The following is a 23,913-nucleotide window of genomic DNA, read 5'->3' as shown; positions in this document are numbered from 1 at the left end:
TGTCGCAAATAGCAGTGGGCGTAGAATCGCCCCATGAGCCCCATCTCCCCAAATTACCCCACCCTCCAATCCATCGGCTGGCCCTGGCCCGGGCCGCCGGAAGAGGCGGCCTGGCAGGCGATCTTTGCCGCGCATCCGCAGGCGCTGCCGGCGCGGGTGGTGGAACAGCACCGCACCGGCTATGTGGTGGCCGATACGCCGGAGGCCAGCCTCAAGGCCGAGTCGTTGCCGGAGTGGCAGCGGCCGCGGTTTCCCAGCCATGAGCGGGCGTCGGTGGGCGATTGGGTGCTGATGGAGGGCAAGCGCATCGTGGCCTTGCTGCCGCGGCGCACCTCGATCAAGCGTGGCGCGGCCGGCGAGCATTACCACCAGCAGGTGATCGCGGCCAACATCGATACGGTGTTCATCGTGTGCGGGCTGGATGCGGACTTCAATCCGCGCCGCATCGAACGCTATTTGCTGCTGGTCGGCGGCGGCGGTGCCGAGCCGGTGGTGGTGCTGACCAAGGCCGACCAGACCGAGTACGCCGAGGATGCACTGGCGGTGCTGGAAGAGCTGGAGGCGCAGAACATCCCGTTGCGCGCGGTCAATGCCAAGGATCCCGAGAGCGTGGCTGCGCTGCGGCCGTGGCTGGGCGATGGCCGCACCGCGGTGCTGGTGGGCTCGTCGGGCGCCGGCAAGTCGACGCTGACCAACACCTTGCTCGGCGCGCAGAAGATGAAGACCAACGCGGTGCGCGAGAACGATTCGCGTGGCCGGCATACCACCACCCATCGCGCGTTGATTCCGTTGCCGTCCGGTGCGTGCCTGATCGACACGCCCGGCATGCGCGAGCTCAAGCCCACCGGCGAAGAGGATCTGGCCGAGGGTGGCTTCTCCGATGTGGAGGCGCTGGCGGCGCAGTGCCGTTTCAACGATTGCGCGCATATCGCCGAGCCCGGTTGTGCGGTGCGTGCGGCGATCGAGGCCGATACGCTGGACCCGGAGCGGGTGGCCAACTACATGAAGCTGCGCGTGGAAGTGGCCGCGGCGGCCGAAAAGCTCGCCACGCGCCTGGCACAGAACAACCGGGGCAAGGGATCGGGCCGGCGGCCCGCCAGCGTCGATCGCACCGGGCGACGCTGAGCATGCCATCGCGCAAGGGCCCGCCGGACATCGTCCACCATGCGGCGCTGGATGCGCGCCTGGTCAAGGCCGTGCGTGGCGTGCGCCTGCTCGCCCTGGCGAGCTGGCCGCGCTCGCTGCAGGAGCCGTTCCTGGAGAGCGTGGCGCGCGGGCAACCGGAGCTGCCGCAGGTGGAGTACCCGGCGCTGGACTTTGGCGACACCCGGCGCGAACTGTCCGCGATCGCCAGGGCGGCCGACCCGCACCATCCGATCGGCGCCTACCTGATCGATTCGACCCATAGCTGGGATCTGGCTGCCGGCCTGCTGGAGTCGCTGGGCACTTCCGCAGTCAGCGATTACTCGGCGCAGCTGTTCGGCGTGCCCGACGACCCGATGCCGGGCAACGGCCCGAGCACGCGCGAGGCGGCGCGGCATTTCATCCAGATCGCGCAGGAGCTGGACCGCGAGCTGCTGGCGCCCGAAGAGCAGGTGCCGGTGTCGGCCACCGCCTTGCGCATGCAGCTGCAGAACGATCTGGACGCGTTCTTCGAAGGGCGCGTCATCACCGTCACGCTGGATCCGGATCTGCTGGCCAAGGCGGCCGCAGGTGCACACCGCATCCGCCTGCGCACGGGCGCCACCTTCAGCGATTACGACCGTGCGCAGCTGTTCCATCACGAGGCCCTGGTGCATTCGCTCACCGCGCTCAACGGGCGCGCGCAGCTGCACCTGCCCAGCCTGGGCATTTCCTCGCCGCGCACCACCGCCACGCAGGAAGGCCTGGCGACCTTTGCCGAGCAGATCACCGGCAGCATCGACATCGAACGCATGAAGCGCATCAGCCTGCGCATCGAGGCGATTGCGATGGCGCGCTCGGGCGCGGATTTCATCGAGGTGTTCCGTTACTTCACTGCCGGCGGGCAGAGCGCGGCGGAGAGCTTTTCCTCGGCGCAGCGGGTATTCCGCGGCGTGCCGACCTCCGGCGGCGGCGCCTTCACCAAGGACACGGTGTACCTGCGCGGGCTGGTCGCGGTGCATACGTTCTTCCGGCATGCCTTGCAGCGCGACCAGCTGCAGCTGTGCCGCTACCTGTTCGCCGGCAAGATGGCGCTGGGCGATGTGGCGCGCCTTGCGCCCTTGTTCGACAGCGGCGTGCTGGTCGCACCGCGCTGGTTGCCGCCGTGGGTGAGCCGGGTCAGCGGGCTGGCCGGCATGCTGGCGTTTTCGTTGTTTGCCAACCGCATCCGCATGGATCAGCTGCAGCCGCCGGCGATGAATGTCTGACCATCGTTACGCCAGCTTGCGGACAGGCGCCGGGCAGGTGCAAGCGCGCAGCGCGATGGCGCTAGTCGCACCTCATTCGTGGATGCTGGGCGGCGCAGCCGCCCGCCTTGATTGCATCGCCGCCCCACGTGGCGCTGAACCGCATGCGTCGCGCAGACGCGTTCTACACGATGTTGCAACGGGCTGATCCGGACACTGATTGCCTCGCCCGAGATGGGCCCTGATACGAGGCAATGCGATGAAGATCCTGATGGTGCTCACGTCCCACGACCAACTCGGCGATACCGGCAAGAAGACCGGCTTCTGGCTGGAAGAGTTCGCCGCGCCGTACTACGTGTTCAAGGATGCCGGCGCCGACATCACCCTGGTCTCGCCCAAGGGCGGCCAACCGCCGCTGGATCCCAAGAGCGACGAGCCCGACGCGCAGACCGAAGCGACCAAGCGCTTCAAGCAGGACGCCAACGCGCAAAAGGCCCTGGCAAGTACGCATCGCCTGGCAGACGTGAAGGCCGAGGACTTCGATGCGGTGTTCTACCCGGGCGGCCATGGTCCGCTGTGGGATCTGGCCGAAGACGCGGATTCGATCGCGCTGATCGAAGCGTTCGCCATGGCCAACAAGCCGCATGGCCTGGTGTGCCACGCACCGGGCGCGCTGCGCCGCGTCAAGGGCAGCGATGGCAAGCCGCTGGTCAACGGCCGCCGCGTCACCGGCTTCACCAATGGCGAAGAAGAGGGCGTGGGCCTGACCAAGATCGTGCCGTTCCTGGTCGAAGACGTGCTGACCGAGCTCGGCGGCCGCTACGAGAAGGGCGCCGACTGGGGCGTGCACGTAGTCACCGACGGCATGCTGGTCACCGGCCAGAACCCCGCGTCTTCGGAAAAGGCGGCCGAAGCGTTGCTCGAGTTGTCGAAGCGCTGATTCTTCGGTTGTCCCATGGTGGCGCAAGGACGGCCACCGGAAAGACTGCGGCGTTTGATCTGGAGCGGCGAACAAAGCGTAGCGATCATTCGTCGGTGGGGTGCGGAAGGTGCGGAGCAACCGGCGTGTACGCGTGGGATACACCGGTGCCGAGCTGCGGCCGCATCCTTCCAACGCTGAGCGCAGGAGTTCTTAGCGATTTTATCGTGCGCCTTCAAAATGCAGCGGCATCCGAATGCAGCGGCATCCGATAGCCCGACGCAATTCGGTGTTTGTCATCAAGCGCACCGACCATCCAGATTGGCTCTTGCCCGCCGACCGTCGCGGGCTCTTACGCGGCATGGATGCCGCGTAAGAGCCTACACGGACGTACTTGCGGCGTGTCCCGCGATGGTAGGTGGGCAAGGGCCCTGCAGCCGGTCACAGATCGTCCGCTCTGGCCGCAGATCGTCCGCCCTGCAGGAGCGCCACGAACCTGCACCACATCGCTCAAGCAACACGCTCCAGCCAGCGCACCGCATAAGCCGGCAGCACCAGCCGCATGGCATCGCCCAGCGATTCGGTAGCCGCCTCGCTGCCATCCGCCAACATCGTCCACCGGTCGCCCCCAAGTGCGGCAAGCTCCACCGTCAGCGGTTGCTCGCCGAAGTTGTGCACGGCCACAAAGTCATCGCCACGGGTCAACGCAAACAGACGCGCATCGCCCAGCGCAATGCTGCCCAGCGGCTGAGTGGCAGCCAGTGCGGGAAGCGCGGCACGTTGCCGGATCAATCCACGCAACCGGCGATATACCGTGCCGCTCACGCTGGCTGCAACATCGCGCTGTGCTGCACGCTGCCAATCCATTGCCGGGCGATGCAGCCAGCGGCCTTCGTGCCGACGCTGCGGATCGTCGCGGTAGCCGATATCGTTGGACAAGGCGAGTTCGTCGCCCATATAGATCAACGGCACGCCCGGCATCGCCAGTGCGATGGCATAGAGCAACACCAGCCGATCCACCGCCATGCTCAACGCCGCCGCGTCACCGGATTCCTGCGCGGCCTGGATGCCGGCCAGTGCCGCGGCCATGCCATTGGTGCCGTGCACGCCGTCGCCACTGCTCTGGAAGCTCTCACCACGCGCGTAGCTGCCCGGCATCTGGTTGGCATAGAAGCGCGCGACATCGCGCAGCGCGAATGGCGGCTGCGCGGCGTTGCCGGCGGCTTCGTGTTGCAGCACGTTCCAGCCGATGTCGTCGTGGCAGCGCACATAGCTCAGCCACGCGCAGTTGGCCGGCAAGGGCGGGCTATGCGCGATGACGTTGTGCAGGATGTCGCCGCGTTGCAGCGCCAGCGCCGACCAGCCGGCCGCCATCAGCGTGCTGTGATAGGCCAGGTGGCATTCGTGGCCCTGGTCCGCACCGCTGCCGAAGTAGGGCGGCAATTGCGTCATCGGCACGATGGCTTCGGCCTTCATCACCACCGACGGCGCCACGATGTCGGTGACCGCGCGTAGCGCCACCAGCAGGGTATGCGCCTCGGGCTGATTCATGCAGTCGGTGCCGGTGCGCTTCCACAGATACGCGGTGGAATCCAGACGGAAGGCTTCCACACCCAGATTGGCCAGCTGCAGCATCGCCAGCGCCATCTCGCCGAACACCGCCGGGTTGCTCCAGTTCAGATCCCACTGATACGGATAGAACGTGGTCCACATCCACCGGCCGGTGGCGTCCACCCAGGTGAAGTTGCCGGGTGCGGTGTGCGGGAACACCTGCCCCAGCGTGGTTTCGTACTGGTCGGGCAGGCTGCGGTCGGCAAAGTGATGGTAGTAATCGAGATAGCGCGCATCGCCGGCCCGCGCCGCCTGCGCCCAGGCGTGGTCGTCGGCGGTGTGGTTGAGCACGAAATCCGCGCACAGGCTGATGCCGGCCTCGCGCAGGCGCGTGGTCAGCGCGACCAGGTCGTCGTTGCTGCCCAGGCTCGGTTCGACCTGGCCGTAATCGCTGACCGCAAAGCCGCCGTCGTTATCGCCGGCGCGTGCGCGCAGGAACGGCAGCAGGTGCAGATAGCGCACGCCCAGCTCCTGCAGGTACGGCACGCGTGCGGCCACCCCTTGCAGCGTGCCGGCGAAGCGGTCCACGTAGGCGCTGTAGCCCAGCATGTGCTGCTCGCCGAACCAGCCGGGCTGGCGCGTGGTGTCGAGCTGTTGCAGCGGTTGCGGGCGCTGCTGTGCGAGGCTGCCCAACGCAGCCATCCACTGCGTCAGCCAGGCCGCTGTGTCGGGGCGTGCGCCGTACAGGGTGTGCAGGGCACCCAGCAGGCGCGGCGCGTGCCGGTCGAAGCGTGGCAAGAGCGTGCTCGCACGCTGCGGGTCCAGCGGCGCGGCAAAGGCCGCGCGCACTGCAGGGAGATCGGTGGGGGAGGTGCTCATTGGCAGGCGCCGGGACGAACCCGGCGAGGGGTCCTTAGAAGTCGTAGCGTAGGCTGATGCTGGTGGTGCGGCCGGCAATCGAACGCGCGCGGATGATGCCGTTGGCCGGGATGCTGGCTTCCTCGGCCTCGGTCAGGCCGAAGGTGTTGAACAGGTTGTTGACGTTGAGCGCGACGGTGAGTGCGTCGGTCACGCGGTAGTCGCCGAACAGGTTCACCTGCGTATAGCCGGGCATCTTCAGCTGATTGGAATCCTGGGTGTAGGCATCGGTGGTGCCGATCAGGTTGACGCCGAACTGGTAACCGTCGCCGCGGTAGCTGGGGGTGAGCTGCCACACCACATCGGCCTGGCGACGCGGCACGTTGCCGGTGTTTTCCGGGGTGATCTGGTCCCTGGAGATCTCCGCATCGGTCCAGGTCAGGCCGCCGTTGACGGTGAAGCCTTCATGGCGGTAGCTGGCTTCCAGCTCCACGCCGTGCGCTTCGTAGCTGCGGTTGAAGAAGCGCTGGCTGGTGACCTCGAAGTTCTGCTCCTCGGTGCGCGCCGAGAACGCGGTGGCGAACAGGCTCAGCCCGTCGCGGCGCCACTTCAGGCCGGCTTCGGCCTGGCGGACCACGTTGACGCCTTCGTCGGAGGAGACCGAGCCGTCGTCGCGGATCACCCCGAACAGCAGGCGGTCGGCATTGGCGCGTGCGCCGCGGCTGATGCGCGCGAACGCGCCCAGGTCGTCGTTGATCAGGTAATTGCTGCCCAGCGAATACGACAGGTAATTCCAGTCGTAATCCACCGGCCGCGCGTTGGCGGTGTCGACCGTGGCCACGCGCTGTTCCACCGGCTGGATCACGCCGTCGCCGTTGACGTCCAGGTTCTGTGCGATCGCGGTGCCGGCATAGTTGCCGCGTGCATCGCCCATGTCGTAACGCAGGCTGCCGTCGATGCTGAACTTGCCGCTGTCGAAGGTGAGCGCGAGATAGGGTGCGTTGACGTCGTAGCGCACGTCGTAGCTGCGCGTGTTGCAGCAATCGCCCCAGAACGGAGTGCCGTACGCGTACAAACCGTTTTGCGAGCGCGACACGCCGCCGGCATCGACCACGTTGAGCAGGCGCGAATTGCGGCCCAGGCTCTGCACGTAGGAGTTCCAGGTCCAGTCCATGTCGATGGTCTGGCGCGAGCTGTAGTAGCCCATGCGCAGGTTGAGCGTGCGGCCGTCGCTGCCGAACTCGCGCGAGACGCTGAGGTCGTTGGTGACGTTGCCCAGGTCGTTGATCGCCACGTTGAACAGATGCGTGCGGATCGCGTTGCCGGTGTAGGCCTGGCCGGCGTCCGGGCCGCTGGCCTGCACCAGTTGCGCGCCGGCGCCGCCGATGGAGGCGGCGAGCGTGGCGGCATCGGTAACCTCGGCCGGGAACGGGCTGACGAAGCGGCCGCTGTTGTCGGCGATGCGGAACTTCTCGCTCAGGTTCCAGCCGTTGCCCAGGTCGAACCAGGCCTCGGCGCCGATGGTGCGCGAGATCGGATGCATGCCGTCGCCCAGGTCGGTGCGGCGCGGCCGATTGTTGCCGTCCAGGCCGACATCGCTGCGGAAATTGCGGCTGTACAAGGTGTCATTGCCCGGATCGAAGCCGGCAAAACCACCCAGGTCCGGCGAACCGTCGCGGCCACGCACGGAGGTCGGCACCGGCAGATAACCGGCGGCGCGATCGTTGAGGTATTTGCCGTAGACACGCACGTAGCCGTTCTCGAACAGCCGGGTCAGGTTGGCCTTGAGCTGGCCGCCCTTGTCGGTGGTGTAGCCGGCATCGCGCACGCCATCGCCCTGGCGGAAGAAGCCGCCGATGTTGAACTGCCAGTTTTCCGCGAACGGCGCACCGTAGTCGAAGTCAACGCGGGTGTTGTCGTAGTCCAGGCCGCGGCTCACGCCGACGCTGCCACCTGCGGTGTCGCCGGTCTTGCTGATGAAGTTGATGATGCCGCCGGGCGCATTGCTGGTGAACGTCGATGCCGAGCCGCCGCGGATGGCTTCGATGCGGTCCAGGGTGAAATCCGAGCGCAGGAAGATGTCCGCGTTGCCGAAGGCGATATCGCCGAATTCCATCACCGGCAGGCCGTCTTCCTGCAGCTGCAGGAACTTGGCGCCGCCGGAGGCAACCGGCAGGCCACGCACGGCGATGTTGGCGTTGCCCTCACCACCGCTGGATTCGGAGCGGATGCCGGGAATGTTGCGGAAGATTTCGGCGGTGCTGCGCGGCGCCGATTGTTCGATCGCCTCGGCGCCGACGGTGCTGACCGACACGCTGGACTTCAGCTTGGTGGTGGCGGTGGAGGTGCCGGTGACGAACACCGAATCCAGGTTGACCGCGGCGCTGTCGGCGGCCGGCGGCGTGACGGGTGTGGCGGTGGCCGCGTCCTGCGCCAGCGCGGCGGGCGCGCACAGGCAGGAAACGACCGCGCAGGCCAGGGCATGCAGGCGCAGGGTGTGCAAGGTGGGCATTGCGGTTCTCTCTTTCACGGATGGTGGTAGGCCGACGCCTGCATCGTCCCCTCCCAGGGAGTGGCCGTGTGGCCTGCAGTACGAGCGCAGTAATACGCTGCTATACAATCGATTGCAATCCTGCGCTGCAGCATCGTTTAGGTGCCTGCGAGCTTGTGTGTTTGAAAGCGAAAGCGTGTTGCGGCGCAGCGTTACAATCGATTGCAGAGGCGGCAGGGTACAGTGCGCTGCGGCCACTGGGAGCCGCACCGATGCCCAGGGCCTTGCATGTCGTCGACCGCCACTCCGTTCTCCTTCGCGCGCATCCTGGCGCTCAACGCCGGCTTCTTCGGCGTGCAATACAGCTTCGGCCTGCAGCAGAGCAACATGAGCCCGATCTACAACTATCTGGGCGCCGATCACGCCAGCCTGCCGTACCTGTGGCTGGCCGGGCCGATCACCGGGCTGGTGCTGCAACCGTTCGTCGGTGCGTGGAGCGACCGCTCGGTGACCCGCTGGGGCCGGCGCATGCCGTACATGGTGCTGGGGGCGCTGGTGTGCAGCCTGTGCCTGCTGGCGATGCCCTTCAGCACCGCGTTGTGGATGGCGGTATGCCTGCTGTGGATCCTGGATGCGGCCAACAACGTGGCAATGGAGCCCTACCGCGCCCTGGTCAGCGATGTGCTGGCGCCACCGCAGCGGCCGCTGGGGTATCTGACCCAAAGCGCGTTCACCGGGCTTGCGCAGACGCTGGCGTATCTCACCCCGCCGTTGCTGGTGTGGATGGGCATGAACCAGGACGCCGCCAATGCGCACCATATTCCCTACGTCACCATCGCCGCGTTCGTGATCGGTGCGGGGTTCTCTGCGGGCTCGATCCTGCTCACCGCGCGCAGCGTGCGCGAGCCGGCGATCGCGCCGGCAGAGATCGCGCGGATGCGCCAGACCGGTGCCGGGCTTGGCGCCACCGTGCGCGAAATCTACGGCGCCCTGCGCGCAATGCCGCCGACCATGCGCCAGCTCGCGCCGGTGATGCTGTTCCAGTGGTATGCGATCTTCTGCTACTGGCAATACATCGTGCTGTCGCTGTCGACCAGTTTGTTCGGCACCACCGACGCCAACTCGCATGGCTTCCGCGAGGCCGGCCTGGTCAATGGGCAGATCGGCGGGTTCTACAACTTCATCGCGTTTCTGGCCGCGTTTGCGATGGTGCCGGTGGTGCGCCGCATCGGCCCCAAGTACACCCATGCGGCCTGCCTGGTCGCGGCCGGGGTCGGCATGTGGGTGTTGCCCGGCATCCAGGACCGCTGGCTGATGTTGCTGCCGATGATCGGCATCGGCCTGGCCTGGGCCAGCATGATGGGCAACCCCTACCTGATGCTGGCCGACAGCATTCCGCCCGAGCGCACCGGTGTGTACATGGGCCTGTTCAACCTGTTCATCGTGCTGCCGATGCTGATCCAGATCGTCACCCTGCCGCTGTACTACGCGTGGCTGTTGCATGGCGACCCGCGCAACGTGATCCGCCTGGCCGGCGCGCTGATGCTGGCCGCCGCAGTGGCGATGCTGTGCGTACGCGTCCGCAAGCCCAAGGCCGTGGCGGCCTAGCCGCCGCGGCAGTGCCGTACTGCCACGGCACTAAGAAAAGCAGCGTGGCAGCAGCAACCGATTGCGTGCAACCCGCCGCCGACACACGCTCCTACGATTCCCGATTCCCGATTCCCGATTCCCAATCCCCAATCCCCAATCCCCAATCCCAGCCTCAGCCTCAGGCCGACTCACGCACCACCAGCTTCACCGGCATCTCCACCGACTCCACCGCTTCGCCGCCGATCAGCGCCAATAGCCGGTCCACCAACAGGCGCGCGGCCAGCCCCAGGTCCTGCCGCACCGTGGTCAACGGTGGCTGGCTGTAGGCGGCCAGCGGAATATCGTCGAAGCCCACCAGCGAGATGTCCTGCGGCACCCGGTGCCCGGCTTCGACCAGGGCACGGATCGCACCGACCGCGATCACGTCGGAGGCGGCGAACAGGCCATCCGGCGGATCGGTCTTCTTGAGCATGGCGCGGGTGAGGCGGTAGGCGTCTTCGCTGAGGAAGTGGCTACGCGCGTGCAGCCGCGTATCGAAGTCCAGCCCGTGCCGCTGCAGCGCATGGCGATAGCCGGCAAAGCGCGGCGCAACCTCGGGCAACTGATCATCGCCCAGGAAGGCAATGCGGCGACGGCCGCTGGCGATCAGATGGTCGGTGGCCAGCGCGCCGCCCTGGAAATTGTCGCTGCCCACGCTGATGTACGACTGCCCATCGATGCGGCTGCCCCACACGGCCATCGGCAGGCCATCGCGTGCGGCTTCGTCCAGCGCGGCATGCTCGGAGCTTTGCCCCAGCACGATCACGCCATCGGAGCGGCTGCCGCGTGCGAGTTGTTCCACCCATCCGTCCTGATGCCGGTCCAGCTTGGACAGCAACATGCTGTAGCCGCGCCCGGTCAGTTCTTCGGCCAGCAGTGCCAGCATCGTCATCATGAAGGGGTCCGACAGCGGCTGGTCCAGCGCATGCATCATCGGCACGGCCACGCTTACCGTGTTGGAGCGTTTGGCACGCAGGCTGCGCGCGATCGGATCGACCTGGTAGCCGGCATCGGCGGCAATCTGCTTGATGTACGCACGCGTCCGCTCGGCCACCACCGGGCTGCCGGCCAGGGCGCGCGACACGGTGGATTCGGACACCCCCGCCATGCGGGCGATGTCGGCCATCTGCGGGCGGGGCCCCGGCGTGGCGCGTTCTGAAGGTTTGGCCATGTCAGCGCAGTGCGGAAAAACCCGAGTGTAATCAGTTCGCACTGGAGGCGGGTTGATCGACGCAGTGGCGGTCGCTTGCGCGTGCGGGTCAGGCGCCATCACGCACCTGCATGCAAGCGCAGGGCAGGCGCGGCGTGCATCACAGCGGCCACGACGAGCGTGAGGCTGCTGGGTGGTGAGGTTGCAGATCAGTGATGCTGCAAATCAGTGATGTTTGGAGCGGCGATGCTTAGAGCGGCGCACCTTCAGCGCGCCCATGAATGTGACGGCGCGCCCCGCCTAGCGGCGCGGTCGCTGTTCGGAACCGGCATGAAGCGTTCGCACAGTCCGGCTCGGATGCTTTGTCCATACTCATCTAACGACCGCGCTGCGTTCCGTGGCGGCTCTCAGCCCATGTATAGACCGCCATTGACCGCGTAATCGGCGCCGGTCACGTAAGCGGCTTCATCGGAGGCGAGCCAGGCGCACAGCCCGGCGACTTCGGCCGGTTTGCCGAGCCGGCGGATCGGCACCGAGGTGGCCAGGCGGTCGAGCACGTCGGGCGGGAAACTGCTGATCGAGGCGCTGGCGATATAGCCCGGCGAGATGGTGTTGACGGTGACCCCACGCGAGGCGACTTCCTGCGCCAGGGCGCGGCTGAAACCATGCATCGCCGCCTTGGCGGTGGCGAAATTGATCTGCCCGATCTGGCCCTTGTGCGCGCTGACCGAGCCGATGTTGACGATGCGTCCCCAACCGCGCGCGGTCATGCCGTCGACCACCTGCTTGGTGATGTTGAACAGCGAGTGCAGGTTGCTGGCGATCACCACGTTCCAGTCGTCGCGGCTCATCTGCCGGAACAAGGTGTCGCGGCTACCGCCGGCGTTGTTGACCAGCACATCGATTTCGCCGACCTCGGCCTTGACCTTGGCGAAGGCGGCCACGGTGGAATCCCAATCGGCGGCATTGCCCTCGGAGGCGACGAACTCGAAGCCCTGCTCGCGTTGCTCGCGCAACCAGGAGGTCTTGCGCGGCGAATTGGGCCCGCAACCGGCGACCACGGTATGCCCGCTGCGCGCCAGCTTCTGGCAGATCGCGGTACCCACGCTGCCCATGCCGCTGGTGACGTATGCGATGCGAAGTGTCATTGCTTGAACTCCTTCGGAGTTTGGGAATGGGGAATTGGGAGTGGGGAATCGGTAGAACAGGAGCCGCTGTTGCGGCTTCTGTTCGCCATGTGGAACTCAGGAATAGACACGACAGCACAGCGCCGCCCTTACGATTCCCCACTCCCGATTCCCCATTCCCGGCGGGCGTCAGCGCGCCAACGGAAACAGGCCAAACACCAGCCCGCCCGCCAGCATCAGCAGGGAAATCAGCACTGCCCACTTCAGCGTGAAGCGCTGATGGTCGGCGAAGTCGACCTTGGCCAGGCCGACCAGCAGGTAGGTCGATGGCACCAGCGGGCTGAGCAGATGCACCGGTTGCCCGGCCAGCGAGGCGCGGGCCATTTCCACCGGGGTGATGCCGTAGTGGCCGGCGGCCTCGGACAGGATCGGCAGCACGCCGAAGTAGAACGCGTCGTTGGACATGAAGAACGTGAACGGCATGCTGACGATCGCGGTGATCACCGCCAGATACGGGCCCCAGCTGTCCGGGATCACCGCCAGGAAGCTGCGCGACATCGCTTCGACCATGCCGGTGTTGGACAGGATGCCGGTGAAGATGCCGGCGGCGAAGATCAGCGACACCACCGACAGCACATTGCCGGCGTGATTGACCAGGCGGCGGCGCTGCTCGGCCAGGTTGGGATAGTTGATCATCAGCGCCAGCGCAAAGCCGATCATGAACAGCACCGGCATCGGCAGCACGCCCACCACCAGCGCGGCCATCAGCGCCAGGGTCAGCAGCAGGTTCACCCACAGCAGCTTGGGCCGCTTCATGTCCTCGGTGTCTTCCACCCGCGGCAGCGCATCGCTTTCTTCCGGGATGCTGGTGTCCAGCCAGTTGCCGTCGGCCGGCAGGCGCACCACGCCCAGGCGGCGCCGTTCGCGCATGCCCAGATACCAGGCCAGCGTGAGGATGCCGGCGATCGCCATCGCCATCGCCGGCACCAGCGGCACGAACACGTCGGCCGGATCCACATGCAGGGCGGTGGCGGCGCGCGCGGTGGGGCCGCCCCACGGGGTCAGGTTCATCACGCCGCTGGCCAGGATGGTCACGCAGGTGAGGTTGAGCGCGTTCATGCCCAGGCGCTGGTACAGCGGCAGCATCGCCGACACGGTGATCATGTAGGTGGTGGAGCCATCGCCGTCGAGCGAGATCAGCATCGCCAGGATCGCCGTACCCATCACGATCTTCAGCGGATCGCCCTTGACCAGGCGCAGGATGCGGCCAACCAACGGATCGAACAGGCCGGCGTCGATCATCACCCCGAAGTAGAGGATGGCGAACATCAGCATCACGCCGGTGGGCGCGATCTTCTTGATGCCGTCGAGCATCATCTCGTTGATGCCGGTGCCGAAGCCGCCCAGCAGCGCGAACACGATCGGCACCGTGATCAGAGCCACCAGCGGCGACAGCCGCTTGCTCATGATCAGGTACATGAAGGTGATCACCATTCCGAAACCGAGCGCGGTCAGCATGCGGGCACATCCTTTGAGGCATACAACAGGGGGAGAGTGGAGCGCGCCGCTGCGCAGCGCATGCAGCGGCGATGCCGTGGATGCGGAGCATTAGCGCCGGCTGAGCGCATCGTCGTGTGTCGCACCGGCCACGGCTTTAGATGCGCCGGAGCAGCAGTGACGGCAACGTTGCGCTTGCGCGGCGCAACGCCCCCGGTGCTGCCAATCGCCGTGAATGCCGGTGCGCGCATGCACGTCATCAGAAGTCGTACTGGAACCGGCCGGTCACCGCCAGCGTGTGATCGACCACCGCATCGACCCTGCGGTCGCGGTTGCGGCTGTCGATCACATTGAGCATCACGCGCAGGTTCGGCTTGAAGTACCAGTTGCCGCCCAGCGTCCACGACTGCGTGCTGGCGTTGATGAAATCGGGCTGGCCATCCAGGTGCTGGTCGCCGCGCATGTAGTCGTAACGCAGGGCCAGCTCGAACGCGCCGGAGGGACGGTTGGGCGTGTTGATGCGGCTGAAACGGCCGGTCTTGCGGTCGTAGCCGCGCGACTCGCCGGTGACGAACCAGCTGACCAGGCCGTAGCTGGCCAACACCTTGGCATGTTGGGAACCGTCGTCGAGCAGGCCACCGCTGAATTCGCTCTGCCACGACCATGGGCCCAGCACTTCGGCGTACTCCAGCGACCATTTGTCGAAATCGGTATCGCGGCCATCGGCAAAGCGCGCCAGGGTGATGCGGCTGTTGTTGGCCAGATCGTTTTCCGGGCGTGGGCGGATCAGCAGGGGCGCCGCACCGTCGCTGCCCGGATGCGAATAGCGCTCGTGCGCCAGCGACACGCCCAGGTGGCGCAGCCGCGCCTCGCCCATCTCCGGTGCGAAGGTCAGCCGGGTGCCGAGCGCGCCGCCCTTGGTGGAGGAGTTGTCGATGCTTTCCAGGCTGTAGGCCGCCGTGGACCAGGTTGCATCGGGACGATTGGCCTGCCAGGAGATCGCCTTGCGGTAGATCGGCGCCAGCGTGGTGGCCGCATATCCGCGTTCCAGGAACGGGCCATAGTTGGAGCCGGTGCGGTCGTCCAGCGAGAAGTACTGCTTGAACTGGCCCACGGTCAGCGTACCGGCGGAAAATTTCTTGGCGACATACACATCGCGCGCCAGGATGCCGCGGCTGCCGGACTCGTATTGCAGGCCGGCAAATTCCGCTTCGGCCTTGTAGGTGAAGCCGTAGAACTTGCCCGCCACATCCAGCCACGCGCGGCGGAACTGGGTGTCGTTGCGCTCGGGGGTGCCGCGTTCGTCGTTGTCGAACATGGTGAAGTCCCAGTGCACGCGCCCACCCACCTCGGCGGTGACCGTACCGTCGCCCTCGGCCGCCTGCGCCGCCGGTGCCAGGCACAGCGCAGCACAGGCGGTGAAGACGCGCAGACGCAAGGTGTCGTTGCTCACAGACCCTCCCAGGTACATGTGTGAATCACGTTCAGCGATGCACCGCACAAGCACGCTGCGGCGCGTTGGCAGCAGCCTAGTCCGGCGAAGCTGTCATGGGCCTGTCGTCGGGGGGGCGGGGATTTGGGAGTCGGGATTGGGGATTGGCAGAAGCGAAAGAAGCTTTTGGTTGCGCGGCCTGTTACCTTCCGGCCGCGGCCAACCGCCGTTGCGACTCCCCAATCCCGACTCCCCAATCCCCGCCCAATGCGCCTGCTGCTAGTCGAAGACAACGCCGATCTCGCCGATGCCATCGTGCGGCGCATGCGCCGTAGCGGGCATGCGGTGGATTGGCAGTCCGACGGCCTGGCGGCGGCGAGCGTGCTGCGCTATCAGAGCTTCGATCTGGTGGTGCTGGATATCGGCCTGCCCAAGCTGGATGGATTGCGCGTGCTGGCCGGGATGCGCGAGCGTGGCGATACCACGCCGGTGCTGATGCTGACTGCGCGCGACGGCATCGAGGACCGCGTGCAGGCGCTGGATGTCGGCGCCGACGACTACCTGGGCAAGCCGTTCGATTTCCGCGAGTTCGAGGCGCGTTGCCGGGTGCTGCTGCGGCGCAATCGCGGGCAGGCCAGCGAGGTGGTGCAGATCGGCGGGTTCGTGTTCGACAACGCCGCGCACACGCTAGCGCTGGACGGGGCGCCGATCGAGTTGCCCAACCGCGAGTACCGCCTGTTCGAGATCCTGATAGGGCGCCTGGGCCAGGTGGTGGGCAAGGACGAGATCGGCAACGGCTTGTTCGGCTTCGACGACGATGCCGGGCCCAATGCGATCGAGCTGTATGTCGGCCGCCTGCGTCGCAAGCTGGCGGGCGCGCCGTTGCGCATCGTCACCGTGCGCGGGGCCGGCTACAAACTCGAGGAAGCCGATCCGCATGCGCCGGTGGAGCCCGGCCTCGATGGCTGAGCCGCGGATGGTGGCACCGTCGATCCGGCGCACTCTGCTGCTGTACCTGGGCAGCCTGTCGTTGCTGGGCGCGGTGGTGCTGTTCTTTGCCGCCCGCGATTACGGCGAGCGCGCCGCCAACCGCTCTTACGATCATCTTTTGGTGTCCTCGGCGCTATCGATCATCGACAGCGTGGCGCTGGTCGGCGGCGACTGGCAGGTGGATCTGCCGTACGCCTCGCTGGACCTGCTCGGCATGGCACCGGAAGACCGCGTGTTCTACCGCGTATTCGATGCGCAAGGCCGCACCATCACCGGCGAGGACAGGCTGCCATTGCCGGCGCGCGCGCCCGGCGACGAGCGCCCGGTGCTGTTCGATGCCGACTACAGCGGCGAGCCGGTGCGCTTTGCGGTGGTGATGCATCGGGTGGCATCGGCGTCCGGGCAGGGCGAGGTGCGCGTGCAGGTCGGTCAGACCCGGCGCGCGCGCGATGCGGTGGCACGCGATGTGGTGCTCAATGCGCTGGTGGCGATCGGCGTGCTGTCGCTGCTGGCCCTGGGCCTGGTGTGGCTGGGCGTGTATCGCGCCCTGCGCCCGTTGCAGCGCATCGAGCGCGATCTGTCGCGGCGCGAGCCTTCCGACCTGAAACCGCTGAGCGCGCCGGCACCGCAGGAGATGCAGTTGATGGTGACCGCGCTCAATCGCTTCATGGCGCGGCTGTCGTCCAGCAACGAAACCCTGCGCGCCTTCATGGCCGAAGCCGCGCACCAGATGCGCACGCCGCTGGCTGCCTTGCGCGCGCAGGCGCAACTGGCGATGGACGACGACGACCCGCGCGAGATGCAACGCAGCCTGGTGGCGATCGAGCGCAATGCCAGCCACATGAGCCGGCTGCTCAATCAATTGCTCAGCGACGCCAGCGTGATCCATCGCGCCAACCTGCAGCGCTTTGCCACCGTGAATCTGGCCGAGGTGCTGCATCAGGCCTTGCACGAGGCCTTGCCGCGTGGCGACGGCGCCCCGCGCGTGCACCTGGCGATCGACCCGCAGCCGGCGCTGCTGCGTGGCGATGCCTTGCTGCTGCGCGAGGCGCTGAAGAACCTGATCGACAACGCCTGCAAGTACGGCGCCGGGGCACCATTGCAGGTGGCGCTCACCAGCGACGGCAGCCATCACGTGCTGACCATCGCCGATCACGGCCCCGGCATTCCCGCCGCCGAGGCCGAGCGCGTGTTCGAGCGTTTCGTCCGCGGGCCGGAGGCACCGGCCGGCGGCGCGGGGCTGGGGCTGGCCATCGTCAAGCGCGTGGTCGAAGCGCACGGCGGGCGCATCGATCTGAGCAACCGCGTCGGCGGCGGGCTGATCGCCTCGTTGCATTTTCCTGGAGGGACGCGGTGATGCGCGTGCTGTTGCTGATGGTGGCGCTGCTGGCGCCGGTTGTGGCGCGCGCCGCACCCGGCGATGTACGGGTGTTTCCCGCGCATGGCCCGGTGCAGGCGCAATTGCGCGTGCAGGGCTCCACCGATCTGGAAGTGTTCGGCGCGGTCATCCAAGACTACCAGCGCCTGCATCCGGGCACCCAGGTGATCTACGAAGATGTGATCGCCTGGGACATCTATGACCGCTATCTGCATCCCGGCAAGGCCACGGCGGCCGCCGACATGCTGATCAGCGCCAGCATGGATCTGCAGACCAAGCTGGTCAACGATGGGCATGCATTGGCGCATCGCTCCGCGCAGACCGAAGCGTTGCCAGCGTGGGCGCAGTGGCGGCATGAGGTATTCGGCATCAGCTACGAGCCGGTGGCGATCGTCTACAACACGCGCAAGCTGGCGGCCTCACGCGTGCCGCGCACGCGCCGGCAACTGCTGGCCCTGTTGCGCGCACCCGCCGCGCCGCTGCGTGGCCGGGTCGGCACCTATGATGTCGAGCGCAGCGGGGTGGGCTATCTGTTTGCCACCCAGGACGGGCAGGTCGGCAGCATCGCCGGTGCGCTGCTGGCCGCGTTGGGGGCCAACCAGGTCAGGCTCGAAGAACGTACCGGCACCTTGCTCGACCGCGTCAGCCGGGGCGAGCTGCTGCTGGCCTACAACGTGCTGGGCTCCTATGCGCAGACGCGGATCGACGCCGGCGCGCCGCTGGGCATCGTGCAGCCGCAGGACTACACGCTGGTGGCCTTGCGTACGGCGGTGATCCCCAGGACCGCGCCGCATGCGCCGGAGGCGCGCCGGTTCCTGGACTACCTGCTGTCGCCGCGCGGCCAGCAGGTGCTTTCGCGCGAGGCGCGCTTGATGCCGATCCTGCCGGCCGCCGGCGGGCGTGGCGGCTCGGCGCAGCCGCCGTTCCGCCCGATCCCGCTGGGCCCGGGCCTGCTGGTGTATCTGGACAAGCTCAAGCGCCGGCAGTTTCTGGACGCCTGGCGCGCCAGCACGCAGCCGCCGCGCCAGGGCGGGCGCTGACGACCCGCGAGCACGGCTGCGCGCCAGCGCGGCGCGCGCTACGTGCCTTGCGTCTGCGGGACGTGGCAGCGGCGCTCACAACGCACACGCTGGCTGCCGACAGGCCTGACGCCTGCGCAACGCAGTGGCGGTGGACGCCCGGGCGCGGGAAACCGACACGGCCATGTGCCAGACTTGGTGGATGGCCGATCTCACCATCCTCGTCGCCGACGACCACCCGCTGTTCCGTGCCGCCGTGATCCATGTGCTGCAGCAGACCCTGCCGCAGGCCGATGTGGTGGAGGCCTCCAGCGCCGCCACGCTGAGCGCGATGCTGCGCTCGCACCCACAGGCCGAGCTGGTGCTGCTGGACCTGGCGATGCCGGGCGCGCGCGGCTTCTCGGCGCTGTTGCATGTGCGGGGCGAGCATCCGGACATCCCGGTGGTGGTGATCTCCTCCAACGATCACCCACGCGTGATCCGGCGCGCGCAGCAGTTCGGCGCGGCCGGCTTCATTCCCAAATCCACTCCGGCCGAATCGATCGGCACTGCGGTGGCCAGCGTGCTGGAGGGCGGCACCTGGTTCCCGCCGATGACCGCCGAGCGCTCGGAGGCCGACGCGCAACTGGCCTCCAAGCTGGCCCAGCTCACCCCGCAACAATTCCGCGTGCTGCTGAGCCTGGCCGACGGCCTGCTCAACAAGCAGATCGCGCACGAACTGGGGCTGGCCGAGAACACCGTCAAGGTGCATGTCACCGCGATCCTGAAGAAGCTGGACTGCTACAGCCGCACGCAGGCGGCGGTGCTGGTCAAGGCGCTGGAGCCGGAAGGCGAGGGCTGATCGCTGCCGGACAGCGGCGCTGCGGGATCGCGGTCGGCGCGGGTTTGCAGCGACCAGGCGCATTGCAGCGACGACGGTGGTGACTGTGCCCCTGCGCCTGCCGTTTGCTCAGTTGCGCAGCTGTAGCGTGTGCCTGCCGTAGATGAGCTGCTGCGCCATCGGCCGGCCGATGAAGCGCTCCGGGAAGATCGGCGACAGGCCGCTGACCTGATCCAGCCGCGCCAGCTGGTCGTCGCTGAACACGATCTCCAGCGCGCCGAAGTTGTCCTCGGCCTGCTGCAGCGTGCGTGCGCCCATCACCGGCGAGACCACCGCCGGGTTGCGCAAGGTCCAGGCCAGCGCAACTTGCGCGCGCGAGGCGCCCAGTTCCTCGGCGACCGCACCGACCACATCGGCGATCTCCAGCGAGCGTGCGTTGAGATGCCCGGTCGAGGCGATCACGCCCTTGCGGCTGGTCGAGACCTCTGCCGCGTTGTCGTCGGAGAGATCGGCGCGGCTGTATTTGCCGGTCAGGATGCCGCCGCCCAGCGGCGACCAGGGCAATACGCCCAGGCCCAGTTCGCGTGCCATCGGCAGCAATTCGTGTTCGACGCTGCGTTCGACCAGGCTGTATTCGATCTGCAGCGCCACCAGCGGCGACCAGCCACGCAGATCGGCCAATGTCTGCAACTGCGCCACGCGCCAGGCCGGGGTGTTGCAGATGCCGAGGTAGAGCACCTTGCCCGACTGCACCAGATGCTCCAGCCCGCGCATCACTTCCTCCGGCGAGGTGGTGAAATCCCAGGCGTGCAGATACAGCAGGTCGATGCGGTCGGTGTCGAGCTGGCGCAGGCTGGTCTCGACCGAGCGGATCAGGTTGAGGCGATGATTGCCGCCGGAATTGATGTTGTCCGCATCGCGCGCCATGGTGAACTTGGTCGCCAGCACGAAGCGCTCGCGGCGGTCCTTGATCAGCGTGCCGAGGATGCGCTCGGCGCCGCCGTTGGTGTAGTTGACCGCGGTATCGATGAAATTGCCGCCGCGGTCTGCATAGGCATCGAAGATGCGCCTGGCTTCGCCCGCATCCGCGCCCCAGCCCCAGGCTTCGCCGAAGGTCATGGTGCCCAGCGACAGCGGCGAGACGCGCAGCCCGGAGCGGCCAAGCAGGCGATAGTGGTCCAGCGACAGTGTCTGAGTCATGCGGTGTGTCTCCCGATAGTGGCGTTGTGCGTCGTGCAATGCACTGTGCCGCGGGCCGCCGGGTCGGTGTGAGCCTGGTGATCCGGCATCCTTGCCCGATCCTCCGGATCGTCAACGCAGCATCGTCACGCAGCCGCAGCCGCATGCATGCATCGCAGCGTTCGATGCGATGTGCGTGGGGCGCTGCCGCGTCGATTGCAGGGCGCCAACGAACACGCGCGTAGCGGGCGCAGATGCGCCTTTCCGGGGTGGCGACTGAGCGAGCAAGATGCTGATATCCGCGGCTGCGCTGCAGGGCCCTTGCCCGCCCACCCTCGCGGGACACGCCGCAAGTACGTCCGTGTAGGCTCTGGCGCGGCATCCATGCCGCTCAGGGTCCCGCGACGGTGAGCGGGCAAGGACCAGTCGAGATGGTCGGTGTGCATGGTTTTCAATAAAGCAGCCAGCAACCTATCTGGTGCGGCGTCCTCGCCGGTCGCGGACCGTGTGGCGGCATGGATGCCGCCACCGAGCCTCCATGGATGGATTCACGGCGTGTCACGCAACCGTTGAGGGCACCGCGCACTCGACCCTGTGAGTTTGCTGCAGGGCCCTTGCCCGCCCACCATCGCGGGACACGCCGCAAGTACGTCCGTGTAGGCTCTGGCGCGGCATCCATGCCGCTCAAGGTCCCGCGACGGTGAGCGGGCAAGGACCAGTCGAGATGGTCGGTGTGCATGGTTTTCAATAAAGCAGCCAGCAACCTATCTGGTGCGGCGTCCTCGCCGGTCGCGGGACCGTGTGGCGGCATGGATGCCGCCACCGAGCCTCCATGGATGGATTCACGGCGTGTCCCGCAACCGTTGAGGGCACCGCGCCCTCGACGCTGTCAGTTGGCTGCAGGGCCCTTGCCCGCCCACCATCGCGGGACACGCCGCAAGTACGTCCCTGTAGGCTCCGGCGCGGCATCCATGCCGCTCAGGGTCCCGCGACGGTGAGCGGGCAAGGACCAGTCGAGACGGTCGGTGCGCATGGTTTCAGTAAAGCAGCCGACCAACTGTCTAGGGCGGCGAGGGCAGTGGCTGCTGACTGTATCTAAACGGCGCTACGGCTCGACATCCAGGCGCAGCAGCACGCTTGCGCGGGCGTATCGGTCGCGCGCTGCCGGCAATCACGCCACGCCATCAGAAATCCAGCGAATACCCCAGCGTAATGGTGCGGCCACGCCCGGCGAAGTAGCGCAGCGGTTCGACCAGGGCTGCTTGCGAGTAGTAAGTGATGTACTGCTTGTCGAACAGGTTGGACACGCCCATGCGCACTGCGCCACGCGGCAACGCGTAATTGAACGTCGCATCCACCAGCGTGTAGCCGCTGAAGCGCTTGTCGGCCTCGTCGAAGGACTGGCTGAAGGCGTGCTGGGCCTGCACGAACGAGGAGAGCTTCGGCGTCCACTGCGCCGACCACGATCCAATCACGCGGTTGGGCGCCACGTTGAGCCCGTCCAGGCGTGCGTCCAGCTGCCCGTCGTTGTCGCTGTCGTAGCGGCCACGGGTGTAGGCGTAGGACAGGCGCAGCCGATGCGCCGCATCCAGGCGATAGCCCAGGCTGGCGTCCACGCCCTGCACGCGGGTCTTTTCGCGGCTCATCATGAAGGCGCCGTTGATCGGCACCACGCGCGTGCCCAGGTCCGAGTTGGACTGGAAGTAGCTCAGGTCCGCATCGAAGGCGCCACGCGTGAGGCGGGTGCCCGCTTCCACGCTCTTGGTCAGGATCGGCTCCAGCGTGCTCAGGCTGGCAACGCGTGTGCCCGGCGTGTTGATCGCGCGCAGCACGCGGCCCACGTCCGGCATGCCGAAGCCTTCGGAATAGCTGGTGAAAAAGCTCACACCCTCGACCGGCGTGTAGACCAGGCCGGCGTTGTAGAGGGTCTGGTTGAAGTCGAGCGTGCCGCCTTCGACAGCGACGCGGTTGTAGCGCCACAGCGTCTGGTAGCTGTCGATCTTCAACTCGGCTTCTTCGCGGCGCACGCCGGCATGCAAGGTCAGCTCGGGCAGCAGCTTGTATTCGCCCTGCACGAACAGCGACAGGTTGCGGTAGTCCGATTCGGGCACATAGGTACGCCCGGTGCCGTAGAGATCCTGCTTGCCGGTGTCGGCCAGCAGGTCGACGCCGCCGGTGAGCTTGAGCCGGTTGTCGAGCAGGTCGTCCCTGGTCAGGCTGATCTTGCTGCCCCACTTGGAGGCGACCGAACGCGATTGGTCGTACAGCGTGCCGACCGGTGCAATGCGCGGATCCTGGAACGTGGACGAGTTGTCGGCGCCGAACAGCCCTTCGAACTCCTGGTTGAACACCATCGCGCTCAGCTGCATGCCGGCAAGGTCGTCATGGGTGTACGACAGGCTGGAGGTCAGCACATCGTTCCAGGGCGCGGTGCCTTGCGGGGTGCCGCGCACCGAGGTGGTGGGCAGGCCCTGCGCACGGTTGCCGGCGATGCCGATGTAGTCGTTGTCGTTCTTGATGCGGTAGCGGTTGACGCTGACGCTCAGGCGCTGCGTGTCGGTGAGCGCGTAGCCGAGCTTGGCCAGCACGTCGTAGCTCTTGGACGTCATCAGGTCGCCCTGGGTGTTGTCGGCGCCGATCGGCCGGCCCAGTCCGTCCACATACAGGCCCTGGTCGCTGTAGCTGGCCGAGAACAGGTAATCGAGCTTGTCCGCGCGGCCATCCACACGGTAACGCGTCTCGCCGCTGGTGGTTTCCGCACGCGTTTCCGAGGTGGGCGCGGTGGCCTGCACGTCGATGTGCTGATTCAGCGAGCCGTCCTGCGGGCGCCGGGTGATGATGTTGATGGTGCCGCCGGTGGCACCCAGCCCGTTGATGGCATTGGCGCCCTGGATGACTTCGATGCGCTCGACCATCGCATAGTCGATGGTGTGCGCTTCGCGCCCGGTGGGGCGGATCGGGTTGGACTGCGGCACGCCGTCGATCAGGATCAACGGCGTGCGCCCGCGCAGGGTTTCGCCGCTGCCGTTCATCTTGCCGCGGCTGGGCGTGTACGAGGGAATCAGGTTGGCGAGCACGTCGGACGAATTGCTGGAGATCGTCAACTGCTGCTGGATCTGCGCCTTGTCGATGATCAGCACCGTCTGCGGCGACTCGGCCACGGTCATGTTGGAGCGCGAGGCGGCCACCACCACGGTGTCGAGCGTGTCGGTGACGTCCGATTGGGCCGAAGCGGTGGCGGAGGCGAACAGGCAGAGGGTGGCAACGAACGGCATGCCGGCCGATCCATGGGCGGAAAGCTTCATCGAGTAAGAACTCCAGGGCGCTGACGGAGCACGCGGCATGCTCCGCTAGGCAAAGTCAAATGGGAATCGTTCTCGATAGTGTAGCAGGTGCAGTCGCCCGGGTGCCGGGCACGCTACCGGCTGGTGCGCGAGTGCCGGCGTCGCGCCGACCTCCATGCGATGCTCAGCGGCGATCGTGCAGATCCGCACGCTGCGTTGG

Annotated in this window: 16 protein-coding genes and 1 other RNA gene; 8 read left to right on the top strand and 9 right to left on the bottom strand. The window is 67.0% G+C overall.

Features of this window, described 5'->3' with window-relative positions; translation table 11 throughout:
• Positions 1-33 precede the first annotated feature (33 nt).
• The 3 genes from rsgA (at position 34) to EO174_RS11050 (ending at position 3,309) form a co-directional block, all read left to right on the top strand.
• Positions 34-1,125: a ribosome small subunit-dependent GTPase A gene (rsgA, locus tag EO174_RS11060; protein WP_126944536.1), complete on the top strand. Its 1,092-nt coding sequence runs from the start codon at positions 34-36 to the stop codon at positions 1,123-1,125.
• Positions 1,126-1,127: 2 nt separating this feature from the next.
• On the top strand, positions 1,128-2,390 hold the full coding sequence (locus tag EO174_RS11055; RefSeq protein WP_126944533.1) for a flavohemoglobin expression-modulating QEGLA motif protein: 1,263 nt from the start codon (positions 1,128-1,130) through the stop codon (positions 2,388-2,390).
• 238 nt (positions 2,391-2,628) lie between these two features.
• Positions 2,629-3,309, top strand: a complete 681-nt coding sequence (locus tag EO174_RS11050; RefSeq protein WP_126944530.1) for a type 1 glutamine amidotransferase domain-containing protein — start codon at positions 2,629-2,631, stop codon at positions 3,307-3,309.
• A 66-nt stretch (positions 3,310-3,375) separates the two neighbouring features.
• On the opposite strand, the gene EO174_RS11045 is transcribed toward EO174_RS11050, so the two are convergent.
• The 3 genes from EO174_RS11045 to EO174_RS11030 form a co-directional block, all read right to left on the bottom strand.
• Positions 3,376-3,451, bottom strand: a non-coding RNA gene (locus EO174_RS11045) — sX9 sRNA.
• Positions 3,452-3,798: 347 nt separating this feature from the next.
• A complete protein-coding gene (locus EO174_RS11035; RefSeq protein ID WP_126944524.1) occupies positions 3,799-5,718 on the bottom strand; it encodes an alpha-amylase family protein in 1,920 nt (639 codons plus the stop codon).
• A 34-nt stretch (positions 5,719-5,752) separates the two neighbouring features.
• Positions 5,753-8,209, bottom strand: coding sequence for a TonB-dependent receptor (locus EO174_RS11030; RefSeq protein WP_164740175.1), 2,457 nt, complete (start codon positions 8,207-8,209; stop codon positions 5,753-5,755).
• Between the two features lie 267 nt (positions 8,210-8,476).
• Between EO174_RS11030 and EO174_RS11025 the strand changes: the two genes are divergently transcribed.
• Positions 8,477-9,796: an MFS transporter gene (locus tag EO174_RS11025; protein WP_126944518.1), complete on the top strand. Its 1,320-nt coding sequence runs from the start codon at positions 8,477-8,479 to the stop codon at positions 9,794-9,796.
• A 160-nt stretch (positions 9,797-9,956) separates the two neighbouring features.
• Here the strand turns inward: EO174_RS11025 and EO174_RS11020 are convergent, their stop codons facing one another.
• From EO174_RS11020 to EO174_RS11005, 4 genes are all read right to left on the bottom strand, one after another.
• Positions 9,957-10,988, bottom strand: coding sequence for a LacI family DNA-binding transcriptional regulator (locus EO174_RS11020; protein ID WP_104584004.1), 1,032 nt, complete (start codon positions 10,986-10,988; stop codon positions 9,957-9,959).
• A 386-nt stretch (positions 10,989-11,374) separates the two neighbouring features.
• Positions 11,375-12,115 (bottom strand): acetoacetyl-CoA reductase, encoded by a 741-nt coding sequence (phbB, locus tag EO174_RS11015; protein ID WP_016904744.1) that lies wholly within the window; start codon positions 12,113-12,115, stop codon positions 11,375-11,377.
• A gap of 168 nt (positions 12,116-12,283) precedes the next feature.
• Entirely contained in the window at positions 12,284-13,612 is a 1,329-nt protein-coding gene (locus EO174_RS11010) for a CitMHS family transporter (RefSeq protein WP_104584005.1), read from the bottom strand.
• Positions 13,613-13,850: 238 nt separating this feature from the next.
• The gene (locus EO174_RS11005) at positions 13,851-15,044 is read right to left on the bottom strand and encodes an OprO/OprP family phosphate-selective porin (protein WP_126944514.1); all 1,194 of its coding nucleotides are present in this window, start codon (positions 15,042-15,044) and stop codon (positions 13,851-13,853) included.
• 246 nt (positions 15,045-15,290) lie between these two features.
• On the opposite strand from EO174_RS11005, the gene EO174_RS11000 reads away from it, so the two are divergent.
• From EO174_RS11000 to EO174_RS10985, 4 genes are all read left to right on the top strand, one after another.
• Complete coding sequence (locus EO174_RS11000) at positions 15,291-15,992, top strand: response regulator (protein ID WP_119127367.1); 702 nt, start codon at positions 15,291-15,293, stop codon at positions 15,990-15,992.
• Positions 15,985-17,370 carry a sensor histidine kinase gene (locus EO174_RS10995; RefSeq protein ID WP_119127369.1) on the top strand — a complete coding sequence of 462 codons (1,386 nt, stop codon included), beginning with the start codon at positions 15,985-15,987 and terminating at the stop codon, positions 17,368-17,370. Before EO174_RS11000 ends, EO174_RS10995 begins: the two co-directional genes overlap by 8 nt.
• Entirely contained in the window at positions 17,370-18,431 is a 1,062-nt protein-coding gene (locus EO174_RS10990; RefSeq protein WP_126944511.1) for an ABC transporter substrate-binding protein, read from the top strand. Before EO174_RS10995 ends, EO174_RS10990 begins: the two co-directional genes overlap by 1 nt.
• Positions 18,432-18,612: 181 nt before the next feature.
• Positions 18,613-19,251: a response regulator transcription factor gene (locus tag EO174_RS10985; RefSeq protein WP_024938967.1), complete on the top strand. Its 639-nt coding sequence runs from the start codon at positions 18,613-18,615 to the stop codon at positions 19,249-19,251.
• A 108-nt stretch (positions 19,252-19,359) separates the two neighbouring features.
• On the opposite strand, the gene EO174_RS10980 is transcribed toward EO174_RS10985, so the two are convergent.
• Together EO174_RS10980 and EO174_RS10970 are read right to left on the bottom strand one after the other, a co-directional pair.
• Complete coding sequence (locus tag EO174_RS10980; protein WP_126944508.1) at positions 19,360-20,430, bottom strand: aldo/keto reductase; 1,071 nt, start codon at positions 20,428-20,430, stop codon at positions 19,360-19,362.
• 1,163 nt (positions 20,431-21,593) lie between these two features.
• Entirely contained in the window at positions 21,594-23,714 is a 2,121-nt protein-coding gene (locus tag EO174_RS10970; protein WP_241240005.1) for a TonB-dependent receptor, read from the bottom strand.
• Positions 23,715-23,913: the final 199 nt, after the last annotated feature.

This window comes from Xanthomonas sp. BRIP62418, assembly GCF_003993495.1.
Taxonomy (GTDB): domain Bacteria; phylum Pseudomonadota; class Gammaproteobacteria; order Xanthomonadales; family Xanthomonadaceae; genus Xanthomonas; species Xanthomonas euroxanthea.
This window is presented reverse-complemented; position numbering and strand designations above follow the sequence as displayed.

What these genes read in the sequence shown, in the direction of transcription:
- rsgA (WP_126944536.1), top strand. Translation starts at nt 34, where the DNA reads ATGAGCCCCATCTCCCCAAATTACCCCACCCTCCAATCCATCGGCTGG.
- EO174_RS11055 (WP_126944533.1), top strand. Translation starts at nt 1,128, where the DNA reads ATGCCATCGCGCAAGGGCCCGCCGGACATCGTCCACCATGCGGCGCTG.
- EO174_RS11050 (WP_126944530.1), top strand. Translation starts at nt 2,629, where the DNA reads ATGAAGATCCTGATGGTGCTCACGTCCCACGACCAACTCGGCGATACC.
- EO174_RS11035 (WP_126944524.1), bottom strand. Translation starts at nt 5,718, where the DNA reads ATGAGCACCTCCCCCACCGATCTCCCTGCAGTGCGCGCGGCCTTTGCC.
- EO174_RS11030 (WP_164740175.1), bottom strand. Translation starts at nt 8,209, where the DNA reads ATGCCCACCTTGCACACCCTGCGCCTGCATGCCCTGGCCTGCGCGGTC.
- EO174_RS11025 (WP_126944518.1), top strand. Translation starts at nt 8,477, where the DNA reads ATGTCGTCGACCGCCACTCCGTTCTCCTTCGCGCGCATCCTGGCGCTC.
- EO174_RS11020 (WP_104584004.1), bottom strand. Translation starts at nt 10,988, where the DNA reads ATGGCCAAACCTTCAGAACGCGCCACGCCGGGGCCCCGCCCGCAGATG.
- phbB (WP_016904744.1), bottom strand. Translation starts at nt 12,115, where the DNA reads ATGACACTTCGCATCGCATACGTCACCAGCGGCATGGGCAGCGTGGGT.
- EO174_RS11010 (WP_104584005.1), bottom strand. Translation starts at nt 13,612, where the DNA reads ATGCTGACCGCGCTCGGTTTCGGAATGGTGATCACCTTCATGTACCTG.
- EO174_RS11000 (WP_119127367.1), top strand. Translation starts at nt 15,291, where the DNA reads ATGCGCCTGCTGCTAGTCGAAGACAACGCCGATCTCGCCGATGCCATC.
- EO174_RS10995 (WP_119127369.1), top strand. Translation starts at nt 15,985, where the DNA reads ATGGCTGAGCCGCGGATGGTGGCACCGTCGATCCGGCGCACTCTGCTG.
- EO174_RS10990 (WP_126944511.1), top strand. Translation starts at nt 17,370, where the DNA reads ATGCGCGTGCTGTTGCTGATGGTGGCGCTGCTGGCGCCGGTTGTGGCG.
- EO174_RS10985 (WP_024938967.1), top strand. Translation starts at nt 18,613, where the DNA reads ATGGCCGATCTCACCATCCTCGTCGCCGACGACCACCCGCTGTTCCGT.
- EO174_RS10980 (WP_126944508.1), bottom strand. Translation starts at nt 20,430, where the DNA reads ATGACTCAGACACTGTCGCTGGACCACTATCGCCTGCTTGGCCGCTCC.
- EO174_RS10970 (WP_241240005.1), bottom strand. Translation starts at nt 23,714, where the DNA reads ATGAAGCTTTCCGCCCATGGATCGGCCGGCATGCCGTTCGTTGCCACC.